The organism is Brachyspira catarrhinii (genome assembly GCF_005518285.1).
Classification (GTDB): Bacteria; Spirochaetota; Brachyspiria; order Brachyspirales; family Brachyspiraceae; genus Brachyspira; species Brachyspira catarrhinii.
On sequence record NZ_SJDU01000689.1, the window covers coordinates 1 to 691 of the forward strand.

Below are 691 nucleotides of genomic sequence, written 5' to 3' on the forward strand. Positions count from 1 at the left end.
TTATTTGATTGAGAATAAACGGGCAAGCAAAATATTGGCAAGCAGAATATTAAAAATATTTTTTTCATAACGATTAATTTGTTTCTTAATTTTAATACGATTATATATTATTAATAAAATAAAATAAAATATATAATAAACTTTTATTTTCTTTATTTATCGGTATAATACGCCTTTATTTTATAAAAATAATTCTCATAATTAAATATTAAATTTAACTAATAATTTTTTACTTATAAAATTAAATAATGTTATTTATATCGCTTACAATATTTTATTTTTCAATATATAATATATGCGTTAAAAAATTAATTATAAATTAAATTATTTTAAGAGGAAAAATTATGGCTGATAACAAAATTGATATTTTTGAAAATTATCCCGTATATAAATCTTTATTTTATTTGGCAATGCCCACAATTTTGGGAATGCTTGTAAATGTGTTTTATAATATGGTAGACACTTTTTTTGTAGGGCAAACGGGCGACCCAAATCAAGTGGCGGCGGTTTCTCTCACTATGCCGATTTATTTGCTTCTTATGGCTTTTGGAAATATTTTCGGTATTGGAGGAGCTTCCTATATTTCAAGGAATTTGGGAGCTAAACAGTTCGATAAAGTGAAACAAATTTCATCTTTCGGATTTTACGCGAGCATTATTGTCGGATTTATAAGCATGGCAATATTTTTAAT

The 691-nt window shown here is 24.2% G+C and carries 1 protein-coding gene; it reads left to right on the top strand.

Going from position 1 to position 691, the window contains the following annotated elements; genetic code table 11:
- Positions 1-344: 344 nt before the first annotated feature.
- A partial coding sequence (locus tag EZH24_RS13080; protein ID WP_272897908.1) for an MATE family efflux transporter occupies positions 345-691 on the top strand: 347 nt, incomplete at its 3' end.